The organism is Brevundimonas diminuta 3F5N (assembly GCF_900163625.1).
Lineage (GTDB): Bacteria > Pseudomonadota > Alphaproteobacteria > Caulobacterales > Caulobacteraceae > Brevundimonas > Brevundimonas diminuta_A.
On the sequence record NZ_FUIE01000061.1, the window covers coordinates 19,841 to 38,176 of the forward strand.

Annotated in this window: 22 protein-coding genes and 1 tRNA gene; 9 read left to right on the forward strand and 14 right to left on the reverse strand. The window is 66.2% G+C overall.

Annotated elements, in window-relative coordinates:
- Positions 1-8: 8 nt before the first annotated feature.
- The 5 genes from pyrC to FM111_RS11960 form a co-directional block, all read right to left on the reverse strand.
- Positions 9-1,310: a dihydroorotase gene (gene pyrC, locus FM111_RS11940; RefSeq protein ID WP_087141166.1), complete on the reverse strand. Its 1,302-nt coding sequence runs from the start codon at positions 1,308-1,310 to the stop codon at positions 9-11.
- On the reverse strand, positions 1,307-2,290 hold the full coding sequence (locus tag FM111_RS11945) for an aspartate carbamoyltransferase catalytic subunit (protein WP_087141167.1): 984 nt from the start codon (positions 2,288-2,290) through the stop codon (positions 1,307-1,309). Before FM111_RS11945 ends, pyrC begins: the two co-directional genes overlap by 4 nt.
- 23 nt (positions 2,291-2,313) lie before the next feature.
- Positions 2,314-3,237: an AEC family transporter gene (locus FM111_RS11950; protein ID WP_087141168.1), complete on the reverse strand. Its 924-nt coding sequence runs from the start codon at positions 3,235-3,237 to the stop codon at positions 2,314-2,316.
- Between the two features lies 1 nt (position 3,238).
- Complete coding sequence (gene ruvX / locus FM111_RS11955) at positions 3,239-3,703, reverse strand: Holliday junction resolvase RuvX (RefSeq protein ID WP_087141169.1); 465 nt, start codon at positions 3,701-3,703, stop codon at positions 3,239-3,241.
- Positions 3,704-3,801: 98 nt separating this feature from the next.
- Positions 3,802-4,101, reverse strand: coding sequence for a DNA-binding protein (locus FM111_RS11960; RefSeq protein ID WP_087141170.1), 300 nt, complete (start codon positions 4,099-4,101; stop codon positions 3,802-3,804).
- A gap of 171 nt (positions 4,102-4,272) precedes the next feature.
- On the opposite strand from FM111_RS11960, the gene gatC reads away from it, so the two are divergent.
- Genes gatC through gatB form a run of 4 tightly spaced genes read left to right on the forward strand, consistent with a single transcriptional unit; the run spans position 4,273 to position 8,071 of the window.
- On the forward strand, positions 4,273-4,560 hold the full coding sequence (gatC, locus tag FM111_RS11965; RefSeq protein ID WP_087141183.1) for an Asp-tRNA(Asn)/Glu-tRNA(Gln) amidotransferase subunit GatC: 288 nt from the start codon (positions 4,273-4,275) through the stop codon (positions 4,558-4,560).
- Between the two features lie 3 nt (positions 4,561-4,563).
- Positions 4,564-6,042 (forward strand): Asp-tRNA(Asn)/Glu-tRNA(Gln) amidotransferase subunit GatA, encoded by a 1,479-nt coding sequence (gene gatA, locus FM111_RS11970; RefSeq protein ID WP_087141171.1) that lies wholly within the window; start codon positions 4,564-4,566, stop codon positions 6,040-6,042.
- 2 nt (positions 6,043-6,044) lie between these two features.
- On the forward strand, positions 6,045-6,578 hold the full coding sequence (locus FM111_RS11975) for a DUF4760 domain-containing protein (RefSeq protein ID WP_179205091.1): 534 nt from the start codon (positions 6,045-6,047) through the stop codon (positions 6,576-6,578).
- The gene (gene gatB / locus FM111_RS11980; RefSeq protein WP_087141173.1) at positions 6,575-8,071 is read left to right on the forward strand and encodes an Asp-tRNA(Asn)/Glu-tRNA(Gln) amidotransferase subunit GatB; all 1,497 of its coding nucleotides are present in this window, start codon (positions 6,575-6,577) and stop codon (positions 8,069-8,071) included. Before FM111_RS11975 ends, gatB begins: the two co-directional genes overlap by 4 nt.
- Positions 8,072-8,227: 156 nt before the next feature.
- Here the strand turns inward: gatB and FM111_RS16555 are convergent, their stop codons facing one another.
- Positions 8,228-9,190, reverse strand: a complete 963-nt coding sequence (locus tag FM111_RS16555) for an RcnB family protein (protein ID WP_256968246.1) — start codon at positions 9,188-9,190, stop codon at positions 8,228-8,230.
- Between the two features lie 158 nt (positions 9,191-9,348).
- Positions 9,349-9,921, reverse strand: coding sequence for an RcnB family protein (locus tag FM111_RS11990; protein ID WP_087141174.1), 573 nt, complete (start codon positions 9,919-9,921; stop codon positions 9,349-9,351).
- 217 nt (positions 9,922-10,138) lie between these two features.
- Between FM111_RS11990 and FM111_RS11995 the strand changes: the two genes are divergently transcribed.
- The 3 genes from FM111_RS11995 (at position 10,139) to FM111_RS12005 (ending at position 10,933) form a co-directional block, all read left to right on the forward strand.
- Positions 10,139-10,435 (forward strand): hypothetical protein, encoded by a 297-nt coding sequence (locus tag FM111_RS11995; RefSeq protein ID WP_087141175.1) that lies wholly within the window; start codon positions 10,139-10,141, stop codon positions 10,433-10,435.
- Positions 10,436-10,528: 93 nt separating this feature from the next.
- Positions 10,529-10,834, forward strand: coding sequence for an ETC complex I subunit (locus FM111_RS12000; RefSeq protein WP_087141176.1), 306 nt, complete (start codon positions 10,529-10,531; stop codon positions 10,832-10,834).
- 22 nt (positions 10,835-10,856) lie between these two features.
- Positions 10,857-10,933 (forward strand) — tRNA-Arg (locus FM111_RS12005).
- Here FM111_RS12005 and metC read toward each other — a convergent pair.
- Positions 10,892-12,085, reverse strand: coding sequence for a cystathionine beta-lyase (gene metC, locus FM111_RS12010; RefSeq protein WP_087141185.1), 1,194 nt, complete (start codon positions 12,083-12,085; stop codon positions 10,892-10,894). The genes FM111_RS12005 and metC overlap by 42 nt on opposite strands.
- Before the next feature lie 78 nt (positions 12,086-12,163).
- Between metC and FM111_RS12015 the strand changes: the two genes are divergently transcribed.
- Together FM111_RS12015 and FM111_RS12020 are read left to right on the forward strand one after the other, a co-directional pair.
- Complete coding sequence (locus FM111_RS12015) at positions 12,164-13,279, forward strand: amino acid ABC transporter substrate-binding protein (RefSeq protein ID WP_256968247.1); 1,116 nt, start codon at positions 12,164-12,166, stop codon at positions 13,277-13,279.
- Between the two features lie 31 nt (positions 13,280-13,310).
- Positions 13,311-14,621, forward strand: a complete 1,311-nt coding sequence (locus FM111_RS12020) for a dicarboxylate/amino acid:cation symporter (RefSeq protein WP_087141178.1) — start codon at positions 13,311-13,313, stop codon at positions 14,619-14,621.
- Positions 14,622-14,688: 67 nt separating this feature from the next.
- On the opposite strand, the gene FM111_RS12025 is transcribed toward FM111_RS12020, so the two are convergent.
- The 6 genes from FM111_RS12025 to FM111_RS12050 form a co-directional block, all read right to left on the reverse strand.
- Positions 14,689-15,585 (reverse strand): pirin family protein, encoded by an 897-nt coding sequence (locus tag FM111_RS12025; RefSeq protein ID WP_087141179.1) that lies wholly within the window; start codon positions 15,583-15,585, stop codon positions 14,689-14,691.
- A gap of 48 nt (positions 15,586-15,633) precedes the next feature.
- Positions 15,634-16,014, reverse strand: a complete 381-nt coding sequence (locus FM111_RS12030) for a DoxX family protein (RefSeq protein ID WP_087141180.1) — start codon at positions 16,012-16,014, stop codon at positions 15,634-15,636.
- The gene (locus tag FM111_RS12035) at positions 16,011-16,658 is read right to left on the reverse strand and encodes a YceI family protein (RefSeq protein WP_218779213.1); all 648 of its coding nucleotides are present in this window, start codon (positions 16,656-16,658) and stop codon (positions 16,011-16,013) included. Before FM111_RS12035 ends, FM111_RS12030 begins: the two co-directional genes overlap by 4 nt.
- A 37-nt stretch (positions 16,659-16,695) precedes the next feature.
- Positions 16,696-16,992 (reverse strand): putative quinol monooxygenase, encoded by a 297-nt coding sequence (locus tag FM111_RS12040; protein WP_087141181.1) that lies wholly within the window; start codon positions 16,990-16,992, stop codon positions 16,696-16,698.
- 61 nt (positions 16,993-17,053) lie between these two features.
- Positions 17,054-17,692 (reverse strand): hydrolase, encoded by a 639-nt coding sequence (locus FM111_RS12045; RefSeq protein ID WP_087141182.1) that lies wholly within the window; start codon positions 17,690-17,692, stop codon positions 17,054-17,056.
- Between the two features lie 99 nt (positions 17,693-17,791).
- Positions 17,792-18,336 (reverse strand): isochorismatase family protein (locus tag FM111_RS12050; RefSeq protein ID WP_087141187.1); only part of this gene is annotated, 545 nt, incomplete at its 5' end.

The following is an 18,336-nucleotide window of genomic DNA, read 5'->3' on the forward strand; positions in this document are numbered from 1 at the left end:
CGCTCCCCTTAACGTGCGTCGTGGACGATGCGGCCCGAGACGACGGTGAGCAAGACCTTCCCTTGCAGTCGACGGCCGTCAAAGGGCGAATTCTTCGACTTGGAGCGCAGGGTCGAGGCGTCGATCACCACCGGCGCACCGGCGTCAAACAGCACCAGATCGGCAGGCGACCCCTGCGACAGCTCACCGGCCTCCAGCCCCAGCAGGGCCGCTGGGCCTTGAGTCAGCGGCCGCAGCACGTCCAGCAGGTCGACGCCGTATTCGTGGTGCAACATCAGGGCGGCGGGCAGCAGGGTCTCCAGACCCACGGCGCCCGGCTCGGCCTCTGCGAACGGGCGACGCTTGTTCTCGGCTGGCTCAGGACAGTGGGCCGAGGTGATGACGTCGATCAGGCCGTCGCGCACCGCTTCGACGAGGGCCTGCCGGTCGCTCTCGGCGCGCAGCGGCGGGTCCAGCCGGTAGAAGGTCCGGTAGTCGCCGATGTCGATCTCGTTGAAGCACAGGTGGTTGATCGAGGCCGAAGCCGCGACCTCCAGCCCTCGCGCACGGGCGCGAGCCAGCGTCTCCAGCGCGCCTTCGGTCGAGATCTGGTCGATCAGAAAGCGTGCGCCGGTCTGTTCGACCAGGGCCAGGTCGCGCTCCAGCTGGATGCGCTCGGCGATGGCGGGCGCGCCCGACAGGCCCAACCGCGTCGCCAGTTCGCCTGAGGTCGCGACCGCGCCCTCCGACAGCCACGGCTCGGTCGGGCGGCAGGCGATCAGGGCGTTGAACGAGGCGGCGTAAGACATCACCCGTTGCAGGGTGCGGGTGTTGCGGATCACCCGGTCGCCGTCGGTGAAATAGAGGGCGCCCGCCTCGTGCATCAGGCCGATCTCGGCCATGCGCTCGCCGTCGCGGCCTTGCGTCGCCGCGCCCGCCGCGCGGACGTGGACCAGATCGAGCGCCGCGCCGCGTCGCTGGATGTGGTCGATCAGGGCGGGGTCGTCGATGGCCGGGTCGGTGTCGGGCTGGACGACGATGGTGGTGACGCCGCCCGCCGCCGCCGACAGGCTGGCCGATTTCAGCGTCTCCTTGGGCTCGTTGCCGGGCTCGCCGGTCTTGACCCGAATGTCGATCAGGCCGGGCGCCAGGCAACGGCCCTCGGCGTCGATGATCTGCACGCCGTCGGGGCGTTGCGTCGCCTGTCCGTGGATGACCTCGACGATGCGGCCGTTCTCGATCAGGACCGCGCCGGGGCCGTCATAGTCGCTGGCCGGGTCCAGCAGACGGGCGTTGATGATGGCGATGGGCTGAGATTGAGCGGCGGTCATGCGGCGCCTCCCGCGCGGCGGTGGGCGAGGGCGGCCAGAACGGCCATACGGGCGGCGACGCCCATCTCGACCTGATCCTGAATCAGGGAGACGCTCAGGTCGTCGGCCACGTCGGAATCGATCTCCACGCCCCGGTTCATCGGGCCGGGGTGCATGACCTTGGCGTTCGGCGCGGCCCAGGCCAGCTTTTCGCGGTCCAGACCCCAGAAGCGGAAATACTCGCGCGTCGAGGGGATCAGGGCGCCCGCCATCCGCTCAAGCTGAAGGCGCAGCATCATCACGACGTCAACGCCCTTCAGGCCGTCCTTCATGTCGTGGAAGACCTCGCAGCCCCAGCGGTCGGCGTCGCCCGGCACCAGCGTCGGCGGCCCGATCAACCGAACCCGCGCGCCCATCATCTGCAGCAGGGCGACGTTCGAGCGCGCCACGCGGCTGTGAGCGATGTCGCCGCAGATGGCGACCGTCAGCCCGCCCACGTCGCCGAAGGCGCGGCGGATGGACAGCAGGTCCAGCAGGGCCTGCGTCGGGTGTTCATGGCGTCCGTCGCCCGCGTTGACGACGGCGCAGCCGACCTTCTGCGACAGCAGGTCCACCGCGCCCGAGGACGCATGGCGCACCACCAGAATCTCCGGCTTCATGGCGTTCAGCGTCACGGCGGTGTCGATCAGCGTCTCGCCCTTCTTCACCGAGGAAGAGGCGACCGGCATGGTCACGACGTCGGCGCCCAGGCGCTTGGCCGCAATCTCGAAGGAGGAGCTGGTCCGCGTCGAGTTCTCGAAGAACAGGTTCACGACCGTCTGGCCGCGCATCAGGTCGACGCCCTTGGCCGACTGCCGGTTAAAGTCGACGAAGGCGTCGGCCAGGTCCAGCAAGGCCAAGGCGGCCGGCGGATGGAGGTCTCCGGCGGCGAGGAAGTGGTCGCGGGGGAACGGCGTCAGCCGTTCCTTGATGAGGTCGGAGACGGGCGCTGCATGGGTCATTGAGACGTGGCTATAGGCGGGACTCAGGCCAGATGGAATAGCAGCAGGGCCGCGGGAATGCCGATGACCGAGAATACCGTCGTCGCCGCGATGATCCCGGCCATCAGCGGGGCGTCTCCGCCCATCTGGCGGGCCAGCACATAGGCCGAGGCGGCGCCGGGCGCGGCGCCGCACAACAGGGCGATTCCCTGCGCCATCTCATCGCCGCCATACAGGCGCGCCAGTTGCCACATGGCCAGCGGCGTCACGATCATCTTGACCACGACCACGGCGCCCACCGTCACCCGCGTGCGAGCCAGTTCACGGAAGCTGAGGCCCGCGCCCGCCACGATCAGGCCCAGAGGCAGGGCGGCCGATCCCAGCAGTTGCAGCGTCTCGGCCACGCCGGGCGGCTGCGGCGCGCCCGAGAAGTTCAGCGCCAGTCCGAGCAGACAGGCCAGCAGGATGGGGTTGGACATCATCGCCCGGAACAGGGCCTTGGGCGAGGCTCCGTGCTGGCCCGCGCCCCATTTGGCCAGGACGACGACGCTCAGGATGTTGCTGACCGGGATCATGGCGGCGATGACCACGGCGGCCAGGCCGACGCCTGCTGGTCCGAATGTCGCCTGAACGACCGGCAGGAAGACGAAGCTGTTCCAGCGGATCATGCCCTGAAAGACGCTGGTATAGGCCGGGCCGCTGAGGGGCAGCAGAGGCTTTGAAAGCAGGGTCAGGGCCGAGATGATGATGGACACCGTGACGGCGGCGGCGCCTGCCGCGCCCGCGGCCGATCCCGACAGGTCCGCGTTCCAGATCGCCGGGATCAGGAAGCCGGGATAAAGGACATTGATGGCCAGCTTCTCGATCGGCCGCCAGGCGGCGTCGGGCAGATAGTCCGACTTCTTCAGGCCATATCCGAGCGCCAGCAGCAGGAAGACCGGCAGGACGCCTGCAATGATGGCGGCCATCTCAGCCGCGCAGCCGGTCCAGCGCGCCTTGCAGGATCCAGGCGGCGGCGGTGCGGTCCACCACATCGGCGCGGCGCTTGCGGGTCAGGTCCAGTTCGTCGATCAGGAACCGCTCGACGGCGGTGGTCGACAGGCGCTCGTCCTGAAAGGCCACGTTGACGGGCCGGAACCGCTCCAGATTGCGGGCGAAGGCGCGGCACGACTGGGCGCGCGGCCCCTCGGTCCCGTCCATGTTCAGCGGTAGGCCGATAACCAGCGCCGAGACCTTGCGGCCGTCCATGATCCTGAATAGCTGATCGGCGTCCTGGCTGAACTTGGTCTTGCGGATCAGCTCCAGCGGGCTGGCGATGATGCGGCCGGTGTCGGACACGCTGACGCCGATGGTGTTCTCGCCCAGATCCAGACCCAGCCACGGGGTGTTGGGCGGACAGGCGGCGGGCAGTTCGGAAAGGTCAAAGACAGGCACGAGGGCGCGTTAGGCCCAGATGGGGCGCGTGTCAAAGCGTGGGGCCTCAGCTACCCCTCATCCCGGCGTCCGCCGGGATGAGGGGTGAGGGGGAGGACTCACACGTCGTCGTCCCCGACCGGCCCGCCTTCGTTCTCCAGGTTGCGGATCGAGCGCACTTCCTTGCGGGTGAACTTCAGCCGCACGCCCAGGCCGCCGTCTTCTTCATGCAGGAAGACGGCGCCGCCTTCCTCCAGCGCGGCCTGAAGGCGGCTGCGGGCCTCGTCGCCGGGATCGACGTTCTCGCGCTCGAAGTCGGCCAGGGCGTCCACCGTCAGGCCGGACAGACGGGCCACATGGTCGCGCGGCCATTGCACCAGGGCGCGGGCGGCGCGGACTTGGGGGCCGGTGATCTTCATGGTCGCATCTCCTGTGATCTGCGTTCCATACTTAGGCGTCGCCACGGCCTTCGATAGGGGGCGTTTGGCCGCAACGGTCAAGCTGTCTTCGCGCCTGCACCCAAATCCTTGTCGAAGCGGCGGCGAAACGCTAATCCCGACCCCTTAGACTCTCATGCTTTGGAGGGCCGCATGGCCATCGACGCCGCGACGGTGCGCAAGGTTGCGCATCTCGCCCGCATCAAGACCCCCGAGGACCGCCTGGAGCCGCTGGCCAAGGAGCTGAACGGCATCCTGAAGTGGATCGAACAGCTGGACGAGGTGGACGTGCAGGGCGTCGAACCGATGACCTCCAACGTGTCCCAACCGCTGCGCCTGCGCGACGACGTGGTCACGGACGGCGACAAGGTCGCCGATGTCCTGTCCAACGCGCCCAAGTCCGCCGACGGCTTCTTCGTCGTGCCCAAGGTCGTGGAGTAAGTCATGACCGATCTGACCAAGCTGACGCTGGCCGACGCCGTCGACGGCCTGAAGGCCAAGACCTTCTCGTCCGAAGAGCTGACCAAGGCCTTCCTGTCGAACATCGAGGCCTCGAACCCGACGCTGAACGCCTATGTCGAGGTGACGGCGGACAAGGCGCTGGAACAGGCGCGCGCCTCCGACGCCCGTCTGGCCAAGGGCGAGGGCGGGGCGCTGGAAGGCGCGCCGCTGGGCATCAAGGATCTGTTCTGCACCCAGGGCGTGCAGACGACCGCCGGCTCCAACATGCTGCGCGGCTTTGTTCCGCCGTATGAATCGACCGTCACCGCCAATCTGTGGCGCGACGGGGCGGTGATGCTGGGCAAGCTGAACATGGACGAGTTCGCCATGGGCTCGTCCAACGAGACCTCGGCCTTCGGTCCGGTGAAGAACCCGTGGAAGTCCAAGGGCTCGAACGCCGACCTGACGCCGGGCGGCTCTTCCGGCGGTTCGGCCTCGGCCGTGGCGGCGGACCTGTGCCTGGCCGCAACGGCGTCCGACACCGGCGGCTCGATCCGCCAGCCCGCCGCCTTCACCGGCACCGTGGGCATCAAGCCGACCTACGGCCGCGCCAGCCGCTACGGCATGGTCGCCTTCGCCAGCTCGCTGGACCAGGCCGGGCCGATCGCCAAGACGGTCAGGGATTCGGCCCTGCTGCTGAACTCCATGTGCTCGTTCGACGCCAAGGATTCGACCAGCCTCGACGTCCCGACTCCCGACTGGACCCAGTCGGTCGGCCAGTCGGTCAAGGGCCTGCGCATCGGCGTGCCCAAGGAATACGTCCTCGACGGCATGCCCGCCGAGATCCAGAAGCTGTGGGAGCAGGGCGTCGAGTGGCTGAAGGCCGCCGGTTGCGAGATCGTCGAGATCAGCCTGCCGCACACCAAATACGCCCTGCCGACCTACTACATCGTGGCCCCGGCCGAGGCGTCGTCGAACCTGGCGCGCTATGACGGCATGCGCTTCGGCCATCGCGCCGAGCAGTTCACCTCGCTGGACGACCTCTATGCGACCTCGCGCGCCGAGGGCTTCGGTAAGGAGGTCCAGCGCCGCCTGACCATCGGCGCCTATGTGCTGTCGGCGGGCTTCTATGACGCCTATTACGTCAAGGCGCTGAAGGTTCGTCGCCGCATCGCTCAGGACTTCGATAACGTCTGGGGCCAGGTGGACGCCATCCTGACGCCGTCCACGCCGTCGGCCGCCTTCGCCATCGGCGACAAGCAGATCGACCCCCTGACCATGTATCTGAACGACGTCTTCACGGTGACGACGAACCTGGCCGGTCTGCCGGGCATCTCGGTCCCCGCCGGCCTCAGCGCCGACGGCCTGCCGCTTGGCCTGCAGGTCATCGGCAAGGCCCTGGACGAAGCGACCGTCTTCCAGGTCGCGGGCGCCCTCGAAGACGCGGCGGGATTCGTCGCCAAGCCGACGAAATGGTGGTGAAATTGGCCGATCAGGTCTGCTTTACTTTGCCGACCATAATTTGGTCCGAGGTGGCAGTGGTTGTTTCGGCTATCGCTACTGTTGCGCTTGTTGCGGTTGGTTGGTTCCAGCTAAGAGCTCTGCGACTCGAAAATTCGAAAAGAGCAACTCTCGACTTCATTGCTCAGGAAACATCATCCCCAGATTGGCTTAGGGTTCGCCAAGAATACTTAGATTATATACGCAATAACATTGATGAGTCTGGTTCGCTTTCAGATGGTGCGTTCATGAGCGGCGAGGAAAACATCAATAACGCTGTTTATGCGGTTTTGAACCGATATGAAATGCTAGCTCTAATGGTTTCTAGCGGAGCCGTGGACGAGACTCTGATTAGACGAATGTGGAGAACGGCGGCATTGAAAGACTGGAAGGCCTTAGCTCCCCTCGTGAGCAACCTTCGCTTGCAAGGCGCAAACGATCAGTTGTTTGTCGAGTTCGAACTACTCGCGAGACGTTGGGCTGACAGTGGCAACGGTCGCAATGGGAATAAGAGATGAGTGCAGCGACTGATAAACTGATCCAAGGCCGCACGGGCGCCTGGGAAATCGTCATGGGTCTGGAGATCCACGCCCAGGTCGCCTCGAACGCCAAGCTGTTCTCGGGCGCGGCGGTCGGCTTCGGCGCCGGGCCGAACGAGCAGGTGTCGCTGGTCGACGCTGGCTTCCCCGGCATGCTGCCAACCTTGAACAAGTATTGCGTCGAGCAGGCGGTGAAGTCGGGCCTGGGCCTGCGCGCCCAGATCAATCTGAAGAGCCAGTTCGACCGCAAGAACTACTTCTATCCCGACCTGCCGACCGGCTATCAGATCAGCCAGCTGTATCACCCCATCGTGGGCGAGGGCGTGGTCGAGGTGGAGGCCGAGGACGGCAGCTTCTTCAACGTCGGCATCGAGCGCCTGCACCTGGAACAGGACGCGGGCAAGCTGATCCACGACCTGTCGCCGACCGAATCCTACGTCGACCTGAACCGTGCGGGCACGGCGCTGATGGAGATCGTCTCGCGTCCCGACATCCGCACGCCGGAAGAGGCGGTCGCCTACGTCAAGAAGATCAGGACCATCCTGATCTACCTCGGCACCTGCGACGGCGACATGGAGAAGGGCAACCTGCGCGCCGACGTGAACGTGTCGGTCTGCCGCGCCGGGAACTACGACAAGTTCAAGGAAACGGGCGACTTCAGCTTCCTGGGGACGCGCTGCGAGATCAAGAACGTCAACAGCTTCCGCTTCATTTCTCAGGCGATCCAGTATGAGGCGCGCCGCCAGATCGAGATCCTCGAAGACGGCGGTTCGATCACGCAGGAGACCCGCCTGTACGACCCGACGGCGGGCGAGACGCGCTCCATGCGCTCCAAGGAAGAGGCGCAGGACTATCGCTACTTCCCCGATCCCGACCTGCTGCCGCTGGAGCTGGAACAGGCCTGGATCGACGCCATCAAGGCCGACCTGCCGGAACTGCCCGACGACAAACGCCGCCGTTTCATGAGCGAATACGGCCTGTCGCAATACGACGCGGGCGTGCTGATCTCGGAACAGGCCAAGGCCCTGTATTTCGAGGAGGCTGCGAAGGGCCGCGACGCCAAGCTGGTGTCCAACTGGGTGACGAACGAGGTCTCGGCCCGTCTGGCCGCCGACGGCAAGGACTTCAGCGACAACCCGCTGCCCGCCTCCCACGTCGCGCAACTGGTCGAGCTGATCGAGACGAACGTCATCTCGTCCAAGATCGCCAAGGAAGTTTTTGACTACGTCTGGAACGGCGAAGGCTCGCCTGCCGAGGTGGTCGAGAAGCACGGCCTGAAGCAGGTCACGGACACCGGCGCTATCGAGAAGGCGGTGGACGAGATCATCGCCGCCAACCCGGACAAGGCCGCGGCCGTCGCCGAGAAACCCCAGGCTATCGGCTGGTTCGTCGGTCAGGTCATGAAGGCCACCGGCGGCAAGGCCAACCCAGCCGCGGTGAACGACATCCTGAAGGCGAAGCTGGGGCTTTGATGCTTGGGGGCTGCGGCCCCCAAACCCCCGGCTGGTCGCTAACGCTCGCGACGCGGTCGCTCGCTGCTTGAGCGACACCCAGGCTGCGTCGGAGCCTTCTGGCCGCATCGCACTAAAAAGGCCCCGGAGAGCGATCTCCGGGGCTTTCTTGTTGTGTCACCAGCGCCAGGCGTCGCGGACGACTTCGATGATGTAGCCGTCGTAGTCGTCGATCAGATAGATTGCATTGTCGACATAGACCCATCGCGTGCCCGGAGGCGGATAGCCCAGGCCGTAGGTGCGCCAGTCGTTCACCTGATAGCGCCAGAAGACGTCCGGCAGATACTGTCCGACAGAGTACTGCCGGTTCCAATAGCTGCGCGGCACGCTGTAGTAGCCGTAGCCCGGCGCGAAATAGAAACCGATCCGCGTCCCGCTCCAGCTGCGGAAGCGCGTGTCATAACGCCACCAGTCGCTGCGGTGGCGTCGATCCCAGTCGCGTCGCCACTGGTCGCGGTTCCAGCGGTTGTGAAACTCGCGATAGTCGCGATCCCGGTTCCACTGGCCTGGACGATCCGGTCGGTTCGGACGGTGGGCGTCCGGGCGACCGGGCCTGTTCCAGTCGGGGCGATCGGGACGGTCCGGGCGATGTGAATCCGGTCTGTTCGGCCGATTCCAGTCGGGTCGATCCGGGCGTTGAGGGCGATCTGGGCGATGATTGTCCGGTCGATTCCAGTCGGGGCGGTCGGGACGATGCCCGTCGGGCCGATCAGGGCGATTGGGCCTGTCAGGCCGCGATTGATCGGGTCTCTGAGGCCGGTCCGGCCGATCCGGGCGCTGTGGCCGGTCCGGTCGGTTGGGACGATCGGGGCGGTTCCAGTCCGGTCTCTGCTCTGGCCTCTGCTCTGGCCTGTGCTCCGGTCGCTGAGGGCGCTGCCCATCGGGCCGGCGTTCCGGGCGCGGGCCTTCCTGGCGCGGGCGGTCGGCGTCGCGATGCTGGCGTTGCGGCTGGCCACGTTCGGACCGGCGAGGACCGTCCTCGCGCATCTGCGGCCGATCCTGGGCCAGAACGGTCATGGGGGCCGCGGCAGGCACGAGGAAGGTGGCGGCCGCAGCGAACATGAGAAGAGAACGTTTCATGGTCGAAGTCCTCGCACGTCCGAACTTGGACGGCTTACGGACAGAATGGGCGCTGGGCCATGAACTGCTGCTGAACGTCGATCGCAGAGCGTTGTCATGAAAAAAGCCCCGCAAGACAGAGCCTTGCGGGGCGAAGCGAAACCTGGGTCCAGCGTCTTCTAATAGACGTCGCTCAACACGCTGGCGATCAGGCCCGTGGCGACGGCGATCAGCAGGATATCGTTGCCGGCGTGGACGTAACGGTAGCCGCGCGGCGCCGGCCTCAGATTATAAAAGTAGGGGTCGTTGACGTAATAGGAGCGATAGGCAGGCGGCAGATAAGCGCCCGTGCGCCAGCGATAGCCGTAGTAGCGCGGCTCCACGCGGTAATAGCCATGCCCCGGTGCGTACCAGTAGCCGCTGCGAGAGCCGCGATAGTCGCGGAACTCGGGCCGGCCGCGCCACCAGTTGTGGTCATTGCGGCTCCAGCGATCGTATCGGCGATGGTCCTGTCGCCATTCGCGGCGATCATCATGGCGATCTTGACGCCAGTCACGGCGGTCATCGCGTCGATCCTGGCGCCATTCACGACGGTCGTCGCGTCGATCCTGACGCCACTCACGGTGGTCGTTTCGACGGTCCTGGCGCCATTCGCGGCGGTCTCCGCGATGATCCTGCGCCTGGGCCATCATGGGGGCGGCCGTGGTCGCCAGGGCGAGGGCGACGATGGCGGCCTTGGTCAGGCGGTTCATTTGGCAACTCCATTCAAGAAGCGAAATCCCTGTCTGGCGTCGACATTCAGGCCGGCCGAATGAACCGCCGCTGAACCAGCCTTTCAGCTTGCGCTCGTATGCGGGCAAGGGCCGTGTCGCAGGGGGCCTGAGCGCGTTAACGCTAATTTTAAACCGACGATATTTGAATGGATGTCCGATAGCGGGGTCAGAACGACGCCGCGAGGGAGGATTGCTGATGAATCCGCTGAACCAAGCGCCCCTGGCGCACGAGACCCTGCCGTTGCCGACGCCCGACATGGACGGCGACGCCCTGTTCCGTCTGGGCCTGGCCTATTCGGCGGGATTGGACGGGTGTCCCATCGATCGGGTGTCGGCCCATATGATCTTCAACCTGGCCTCCATGAAGGGCTCGATCGAGGCGCGGGAATACCGCCGCGACATCAGCCAGGAGATGGAGCACGACGAGATCGCCGAGGCCCAGCGTGCTGCGCGCCGCTGGATCGACGCTGGTTCTTCTACGCTCGCCGCCTAACCTTTGGCGGCCTGATGCAGCTTGCGGCGTCTGGACCGGGCGGCGGCGGCGGGGTATGCACCCCGCGAGTTCCCCGTCCGAAGGATTCCGTCCATGCTCGCTCGCATCTATCGCCCGGCCAAGACCGCGATGCAGTCCGGCAAGGCCAAGGCGCGCGACTGGCGCCTGGAGTTCGAGCCGGCTTCGGCCCGCACCATCGACCCGCTGATGGGCTGGACCAGCTCGACCGACATGAACGGTCAGGTCCGCCTGTCCTTCGACACCAAGGAAGAGGCGGTCGATTACGCCGAACGCCACGGCATCGCCTTCCGCCTGCATGAGCCGAACGAGGCGCCGGTCATCATCAAGGCCTACGCCGACAACTTCGCCACCAACCGCAAGCAGTCCTGGACCCACTAAGGTCGGACGGCTGCACCCCAAGGCGCCCATAGCTCAACCGGATAGAGCACCCGCCTTCTAAGCGGACGGTTGCAGGTTCGAGTCCTGCTGGGCGCGCCATGCCTCCAATCCCTTTTCCAGATCAGCCGTAAGGTCGGCGGGATCTTCGAGCCCGATATGCAGGCGCAGCAGTTGGCCGGGCAGGCCGGGCGTATGCTGACGATAGGCCAATTGCGGTGTTTCGTGGGTGATCAGGCTCTCGAAGCCGCCCCAGGAATAGCCCATGCCGAACAGGCTGAGCGCGCGCATGAAGGCGTGGGCCGCCGCTGTGTCGCCGCCCTTCATGACCACGCCCATCAGGGAGGCCGCGCCGTCGAAGTCGCGTCGCCACAGCTCATGACCGACCGAGCCGGACAGGGGCGGATAGAGGACGTCGGCGACCTCTGGCTGGGCTTTCAGCCATTGGGCGATCGCCAGGGCTGAACGGGCCTGGGCCTCATAGCGCAGGGGCAGGGTCCGGATGCCGCGCAGCGCCAGCCAGGCGTCGTCGGGCGAGACGTGCCAACCCATGTCTTCGATGGCGTCTGCGATGGCGCGGAGGATGCGCGGCGCGCTGGCGGCGATCCCGCCCATCAGCAGGTCGGAATGGCCGCCGACATATTTGGTCAGGGCCTGGACGCTGACATCGACGCCGTGCGCCAGCGGACGGAAGGCCAGCCCCGCCGCCCAGGTGTTGTCCATGACGGTCAGGACGCCGCGCTCGCGGCAGGCGGCGGCTAGGGCGGGGGCGTCCGCCATGTCGAAGGTTAGGGAAGCGGGCGCTTCGATCAGCAGAAGCCGGGTGCGTGGGCTGAGGGCCGCCAGAATGGTCTCGGTCGAGGCGTCGGCGGGGTGGAAGCGGGCGGTGATCCCGCGCGCCGCGAGGTGGCGCGTCAGGAAGCGGCGCGTGGGGCCATAGACGGCGTCGGTGGTCAGCACCTCGTCGCCGGGACGCAGCAGGGCGATCAGGGGGACGGTCACGGCCGCCAGGCCGGAGGGAACCAGGAAGGCGTCGGCGCCGCCCTCCATCTGGGCCAGCAAGGCGCGCAGCTCGCGTGCGGCGCTCGTGCCGTCGAGGCCGTAGACGGGACCGTCCGCGCTGTCCTGCATCCGGGCCGGGTCGTCGCTGAGCATGGTTGAGGCGCGCTCCACCGGAGGATTGACCGGGCGGCGGCCCTGACCGCGCCGTGTGGCGCTGGCGATCAGCCGGGTTCGGTCGGAAATGGGCGGCATGGAGACTCCAGCGGGTTGCGGTTCGGGGCCTAGAGGGCTCTAAACTGTTGCGGGGCGCAAGACGGAGCGGTGGATCGGATGCGGAGATGGCGAGGCGGCGCGGGAGCGACGGCGGGCGTGGCGGTGATGCTGGCCCTGGCGACCGGCGCCTGTCAGAGATCGGCTGAACCGCAGGAGCCGGAAACGCGCGAGCCTTCACGTCAGGCTCCGGCCGCCGCGACCGACGCGCAGCCCAGCCCGACACTGGCGGCGGTGCGTCAGCGCGGCCGGTTGAACTGCGGCGTGCACGAGGGGCTGGTTGGTTTCGCCTATACGGACAATCGCGGCGCTTGGCGGGGCTTTGACGTCGATTTCTGCCGCGCCACGGCGGCCGCCATCTTCGGCGACCCCGACGCCGTGCGCTTCGTGCCGCTGAACACGGAGCAGCGGTTCGACGCCCTGCGCGAGGGGCGCGTGGACGTGCTGTGGCGCAACACCTCCTGGACCATGAGCCGGGATGTCGGGGGGCAGCTCAGCTTCGCCGGGATCAACTATTACGACGGCCAGGGCTTCATGGTGCGGCGCGCGCTCAATCTGAGCAGCGCGGCCGAACTGAACGGCGCCCGCATCTGCGTCCAGTCCGGTTCGACGACCGAGTTGAACGTTGAGGACTACTTCCGCCGACGGGGCATCGAGTATCGGCCCGTCGTGGTCGCCACCGAGGGCGAGGCGCGTCAGGCATATGCGCGCGAGGAATGCGACGCCTTCACCGCCGACATCTCGGCCCTTGCGGCGGCGCGCACGACCTTACCGAACCCGCAGCAGCACGTCATCCTGCCGGATGTGATCTCGAAGGAGCCTCTGGGGCCGGTGGTGCGTGGTGGCGACGACCGCTGGACAGCGGTGGTCCGCTGGACGCTCAACGCCCTGATTCTGGCCGAGGAATTGGGCGTGACGCGCGAAAATGCCGCAGACATGGCCAAGAATTCCGCGGATCCCAGGGTTCGGCGTCTTCTGGGTGATGAAGGTGACTTCGGCCCAAGCCTCGATCTGTCGAGAACATGGGCTAAAGACGCTGTTTCTGCTGGCGGAAATTACGGGGAGATATTCAACCGGAACCTGGGCGCACAGTCGTCGTTGGATCTTGAGCGCGGATTGAATGCTCAATGGTCGTCGCGACCCGGTGGGTTGATCTATGGCCTTCCTGTCCGTTAGTCCAAGGGGGAGGGAATAGGGAAGGGACCGGATGGAGACCACGGCCAAGCGCGGACTGCCGCTTCATGTGTTGATGCTGATCGGATTTCTGGTCGGTCTCACAGGCGGACTCATCGTCAATCTGACCGTCGGAGGGGACGTCGGTTGGGTGCAGTGGCTGACCTCCAACATCACGGGACCGGCGGGGCAGATCTTCCTGCGCCTGCTGTTCATGCTGGTGCTGCCTCTGCTGTTCTCGGCCCTGGTCATCGGGGTGGCCGAGATGGGCGACCTGAAGGCTTTGGGCCGAGCCGGGTCCAAGAGTCTGGGATTCACCGTCTTCATTTCCGCCGTGGCCGTGCTGATCGGCATGGTGATGGTCAACGTCTTCCGGCCTGGCGACGGGGTTGATCCGGCCCTGGCCCAGCAGCTTCTGGATCAGGGGCGCGCGGGTGCGGCGTCCATCGTCGGCAATGCGCCCAAGTCGGTGCAGGCGGGCGACTTCTTTCTGGAGTTGATCCCGTCCAACGTCTTCACGGCGGCGGCGGAGAACCAGATCCTGCCGGTCATGGTCTTCGCCCTGTTTTTCGGCGTCGGCCTGGTCATGACCAAGAGCCCCGCCACCGACCGGCTGCAACAGACCATCGAGGGGCTGTTCGAGGTGATGATGAAGCTCATCAACCTCGTGATCCGCATCGCGCCGATCGCCATCGCCTGTCTGATGTTCAACCTGGCGGCCCTGTTCGGCTGGGAGTTGCTGATCCGCCTGGGCGCCTTCGTCGCCGTGGCCGTGGGCGCCATGGCGATCCATATGTTCGTGGTCTATCCGCTGGTGATCTGGCTGATGGGCGGGATGTCGCCGCTGAAGTTCTTCCGCGACATCCGTGAGGCCATGGTGGTGTCCTTCTCAACCGCCTCGTCGAACGCCAGCCTGCCGGTGTCGCTGCGTGTGGCCGAGCAGAATCTGGGCCTGCCGCGCAAGATCGCCCGCTTCGTCCTGACCGTCGGCGCCACCGCCAACCAGAACGGCACAGCCCTGTTCGAAGGGGTGACGGTGCTGTTCCTGGCCCAGTTCTTCGGGGTCGACCTGACGTTGGGCCAGCAGGTGATCGTCATGCTGGTCTGCATCCTGGGCGGGGTCGGCACGGCCGGGGTTCCGGCAGGGTCGCTGCCGGTCATCGCCATGATCCTGGCCATGGTGGGCGTGCCGCCGGAAGGGATCGGCCTGATCCTGGGCGTCGACCGCTTCCTGGATATGTGCCGGACTTCGCTGAACGTCACCGGCGATCTGGTCGTCGCGACGGTGGTGTCGCGCGGCGAGGAGGATACGGACACGCTGCCGCCAGCGCCTGCTCAGGCATAAGCAAAAGGCCGACGCAGGCGGTCCTGCGTCGGCCTTCTCGCTCAATCTCCCGTCAGAACGTCGCCGTTCAGGACATGGGGTTGGCGGGCGGCGTCGGATCGGGCGGCAGGGGAATGAACTCCTGATCGTCCATGTCGGGCAGTTTCATGCGCCCGGCGCGCCAGTCGGCCTTGGCTTGTTCGATGCGGTCCTTGGACGATGAGACGAAGTTCCATTCGATGAAGCGCTCGCCCACCGGCTCGCCGCCCAGCACCATGACGGTGGACGGCTCCAGCGCACAGATCACCGAGGCGACGCCCTTCTCCAGCACCGCCATCTGGCCGTGGCCCAGCGGACGGCCGTCGTCGATCTCGACCAGGCCTTGCACGACATAGATCGCGCTTTCCGAATGGTCGGTCGGAGTCTGGAAGCGCGCGCCGGGCTCCAGCTCCAGATGCAGGTAGTGCAGCGGCGAGAAGGTGCTGACGCCGGCCTTCATGCCCATGGTCTCGCCCGCGGCCAGGCGGCCCTTCACGCCGCCCTCGATCCAGGTCGGCAGGTCGGCGGTGGTGACGTGCTGGAACGAAGGATCGATCTCTTCCTGACCGTTCGGCAGGGCGAGCCAGGCCTGGATGCCTTCCAGACGCAGGCCTTCCATCCGCGCGCGCTCAAAGCGTTCGGAGTGGGTGACGCCGCTGCCCGCCGTCATCCAGTTGACCTCGGCCGGACGGATATCCTGCTGCACGCCCAGGCTGTCGCGGTGGGTGATCTCGCCGTCGAACAAATAGGTCAGGGTCGAGATGCCGATGTGCGGGTGCGGGCGCACGTCGACGGTCTTGGGGATTCCCGCCGGCATGTCGACCGGTCCCATGTGGTCGAAGAAGACGAAGGGGCCGACCGTGCGGCGCTTGGCATAGGGCAGGACGCGCCCCACCTCGAAGCCGCCGAGGTCCTTGCGGCGCTGGTCGATGACGAGTTCGATCATTGGGCTTTCTCCTGCTCCCAGATGGTGTTGAGTGTAACCTGCACTGTGTCAGAGCACAAAGCGTCCTGGCCCGGCGGCCATCAGGATCAGGAAGCCGCCGATGATGCTGATGTGCTCGAAAAAGCCGTTCAGGGCTGCGGCCCGCTGATCGCCCTTTACGTTCCAGAAGTCATAGAAGATCACCGCTGTGGCCAGGGTGAACAGGGCCATCAGGGCGGCGACGGGCGTGGTGAACCAGCCTGCGATCAGCAGGCCGCCGCCTACGATCTGCAAGGCGATTGTGCCCAGCAGCGCCAGGTGCGCGAAGGGGATCTTCTTGCTCCGCACCTCGCCCAGCCCCTCCTGAAAGCGGATGGCTTTCGTGATCCCGCTTTGCAGGAACAGCAGAACGAGAAGGATGCGGCCGATCAGCAAATATTGGTCGGTCATGAGGCTCCTGCTTGATCGGCGACGGCTTCGAGGGTGATCTCGACCTTGATCTCGTCGCTCACCATGGGCAGGGCGACGGTCAGGCCGAAGTCCGAACGCTTGAGCACGGTTGTGGCTGCAAAGCCGACTGCGGGTGCGCCGGTCATGGGATGGGGGCCGGCGCCGTTCAACACAGCGTCAAGGGTCACGGGGCGGGTGACGCCCCGCACCGTCAAGTCGCCCTGCACCTTGAAGGCTCTGCCCAGTCCCACGCGCTCGACCGAGCGGCTCTGGAAGGTGATGTCGGGGTGGCGGGCGGCGTCGAAGAATTTGTCGGTCAGGAAGTCTGCGTCCAACTGCGGCACGCCGGTGTCCACGCCGCTGACGGGAAGACGCACCGAGACGTTGGAGCGTTCGGGGTTCGCCTCGTCGATGCGGATGACGCCTTCGACGGTCTCGAACACAGCGCCGGGGTTCGACAGGCCGAGGTGGTTCCAGCTCATGCGGACCTGGGCGTGCGTCGGGTCGATCCTGTAGTCGCCAGAGGCGGGCAGGGTGGTCGCTGCGACGGCCTGCGCAGGCGGCGTCGGCATGGCGACAGCAGGTGCGGCGGCGCTCAGCAGTTGCAGAGCCAGGGCGGCGACGGCGACGTTTCGAGAAATCATGGAGGCCTCGGCGTGGGTCATCGAAAGGGGCGGAGAGTCAGACGCGGCGCTCGAGGCGGTGGAAGAACTCCATCTTCTCGACGTTGGCCGCGCCATTGGCTTGGAAGTGCTGGATGTGCGGCCCGTCGTTGTGGTGTTTCGACTGGGCCTCTTCGGACGCCCAGTGCTCGAAGAAGACGAACAGGCCCGGCTGGTCGCTGTCCTCGAACAGCTCATAGCGCAGGGCGCCGTCTTCGGTCCGGGAGGTCTGGGCGACGGCGATGAGGTCCTGTCTCAGGGCGTCTTCCTTGCCGGCCTTGGCGCGCAGGCCGACGGTGATGAACAGCTCGGCCATGGCCGGTCTCCTGGGGAAGAAAAGGGCGGCCCGCGTCGGGCAGACGAGCCGCCCCGAAGGATCAGTCTCGGTCGTAGGAGAACTGAATCCCGGCGGTGCCGCCGGTTTCGATGAACAGGTTCATGAAGGCGGGGACGGTTTCCGACCGCTTCCAGTCGCGCTGCAGTTCGCAGAACAGCTGAGGCACGGAAATAAGCTTGCCGCCGGCCTGTTCGATGCGGCGCAGGGCCATTTCGTGGGCGGCGACCGAGGTGCCGCCGACGGCGTCGGCGACGACATAGACCTCATAGCCTTCTTTCAGGGCGTCCAGCGCCGGGAAGGTCAGGCAGGCTTCGGTCCACAGCGCCGTCATGATCAGCTTCTTGCGGCCGGTGGCCTCGACCGCTTTGCGGAATTCCACGTCTTCCCAGGAGTTGATCGTGGTGCGGTCATAGGTCGGGTAGTCTTTCAGGACCTTACGCAGTTGACCGATCGGCGGCTTGTTCAGCCCCGTCTCGACGTTAACGGTCGAGTGGATGATCGGCAGGCCGTAGGCGACGGCGGCCTTGGCCGTACCGACGATGTTGTTCACCAGCAACTGGCGGTCCATCGAGGCGATGGAGTTCACCTGGACCGGCTGGTAGTCGATGATGACGAAGGCCGAGTTCTCGGGGGTCAGAAGGTGATCCGACTTCGGATCGCGGATCGGTTCGCTGGCCATTGAATGGCTCCTTTCCGGGAAGTTGCGCCTTTGCGAGGCGCGCGCATGACGCCGACTCCGTCCCGTCTGAAGGGGCGAGGCGAAGCCGGCGGGCATTGGTCAGTCGCGTTGCGAGTCGAGGACCTCGTGGTCGGTCGCGACCTGCTGGGCCTTGCCGTAGCTTTCGATCAGCAGTTGGTAAGGCGGGAAGATCTGGGTGTAGACCTCGGCCCACTGCTGGGCGTCTTCGCGGTGCCAGGTCTTCTGCAGTTCCGAGGCGACGGCGGCCATGTCCATGGGGATGACGCCGGCCTGGACCACGCGGGCCAGGGTCACTTCCTGAGCCATCTTGGAATAGGTGCCCGAGGCGTCGACCACGGCGAAGACCTTGTAGCCTTCATAGGCGGCGCTGATGGCGGGGAAGGCCATGCAGACGCTGGTGATGGTGCCGGCGATGATCAGGGTCTTGCGGCCCGTCGCCTTCACGGCGGCGACGAAGTCAGGGTTGTCCCAGGCGTTGATCTCACCCTTGCGCGCCACATACTGGGCGTGGGGGGCGTTGGCGTGGATCTCGGGGATCAGCGGCCCGTTCGGACCTTGCGGCACCGAGGCGGTGGTGATGACCGGCAGCTTGGCCAGGGTGGCCATTGAAGCCAGGGCGGCGG